This window comes from Oleiphilus sp. HI0123 (assembly GCF_001635315.1).
The window spans coordinates 1-1911 of sequence record NZ_LWGE01001775.1; the positions used below are offsets into that span (position 1 = coordinate 1).

The 1911-nt window shown below is 46.8% G+C and carries 2 protein-coding genes; both read right to left on the minus strand.

The features are described from left to right. A partial coding sequence (locus A3761_RS23925; RefSeq protein ID WP_197473225.1) for an SAM-dependent methyltransferase occupies positions 1-433 on the minus strand: 433 nt, incomplete at its 3' end. Between the two features lie 91 nt (positions 434-524). Then, a complete protein-coding gene (locus tag A3761_RS23930) occupies positions 525-1712 on the minus strand; it encodes an acetyl-CoA C-acyltransferase (protein WP_068507713.1) in 1188 nt (395 codons plus the stop codon). Positions 1713-1911: the final 199 nt, after the last annotated feature.

The window sequence follows — 1911 nt, forward strand, 5'->3', positions numbered from 1 at the left end:
AAAAATCGAGCTTAATGAGGTGCTGCCTAAGTGCATATTGGTGATAAACAGGGCAGAGCAGATAATCGATATCAAGGTTTTGAAACTTCTGATGAAGCTGGTTGATCAGGCTCATCGTTTCGTCACCACCTATACCAGCAATAATGACCAAATGTTTGCCTTGATGTTTGTCTAAAGGTAACTGGGAGGCATCGCTGCAATAGGTCTTCCAAGATGTTTGGTTGTTAGGAGTCGCCGGAAAGAGCTCAACTAACTTCAGGTTCAAGGCTTCAATGAGCTCTGGAACAATATCAACAAAGTGAATTGTGGGTGCGGCTTGCCGATCAAGCAGGTTGATTCCCAATAAACCGTGGTCGCAGCAGCAATCCCAGATGTGCTCGTAGTTATTTAGGCACATCTCATTGAGTTTTTTTAGGCGTTTACCGAGCTTCAAAGTTTTGATTCCATTAATAATAAAAAGGGCCGCATATTTGCGACCCTTTTTTAGTACTGCTGTAGCGCTGTTCTTAGTATGAACGCTGAGCTTAGATCAACTCAATCGCCATAGCGGTTGCTTCACCACCACCAATACATAGTGCAGCAACACCTTTAGACTTGTCTTTCACTTTCAATGCGTTGATCAAGGTAACCAACAAACGTGAACCTGTTGAACCAACAGGGTGGCCTTGTGCACATGCACCACCGAAGATGTTCACCGTTTCTGGGTCAAGCCCTAGGTCAATGATAGGCATCATTGCAACCATTGCGAAGGCTTCGTTGATTTCATACAAATCAACATCTTCTTTAGTCCAGCCTGTCTTAGCAAACAAGTTTTCAATTGCGCCAACAGGAGCGATTGTAAATTCACTTGGGTGCTGGGATTGCGTAGCATGACCAACGATACGAGCAACAGGCTTAAGGCCACGTGCTTCAGCTTCGCTTTCACGCATTAGAACAAGTGCTGATGCGCCATCTGAGATTGATGAAGCATTCGCTGCAGTGATGGTACCATCTTTAGCAAAAGCTGCGCGAAGACTAGGGATTTTCTCGATGTTAGCGTTGAATGGCTGCTCATCGTGCTCAACCACAGTATCGCCACGGCGAGACTTAACGGTTACTGGAACGATTTCAGCTTTTAGCAAACCTTCTTCCGTTGCAGTTTTTGCACGAGTAAGTGATTGGATCGCATAGTCATCCATCTGCTCACGTGTATAACCTTTCTTGTCTGCAACTTCTTGTGCGAAAGAACCCATTAGACGACCTGTTTCAGCATCTTCCAAACCATCTAGGAACATGTGATCCATTGCTTGGTCACCGTGACCCATGCGGAAGCCCTTACGAGCCGTTGGCAAAATATAAGGAGCGTTAGACATAGACTCCATGCCGCCAGCAATCATTACATCGTTAGTGCCTGCCTTGATCGCATCGTGTGCCATCATCGCCGCTTTCATACCTGAACCACAAAGCTTGTTGATTGTGGTAGCACCCGTTGCATCAGGTAGGCCTGCTTGACGCATTGCCTGGCGAGCTGGGCCTTGCTTAAGACCGGCTGGCAATACGTTACCCATGATCACTTCTTGTACGTCTTCAGGCTTAAGGCCCGCACGCTCGACCGCTTCTTTGATAACGATGCTGCCTAGCTCAGGCGCAGGAACAGTAGACAGGCTACCTTGAAGACCACCCATTGGTGTACGAACACCGCTTACAATTACAACAGAATCTTGCTTAGACATATTAGCCTCTTACGTTTTACTCGTGGCCGAGCCACAAAGAGTGCACCCTCGTGAGGTGCCGGAAATACAAACGAAGCCAAGGATAGTGACCTTAGCCCACCAAATCGGTCGCAGATTGTATCAAGGATCTCGTTTTTGAACCAATTTGTTTGCTGTAAGGAAAGGTAAAGGCTTGCGGTTTACCTGTAGAGGACACCAA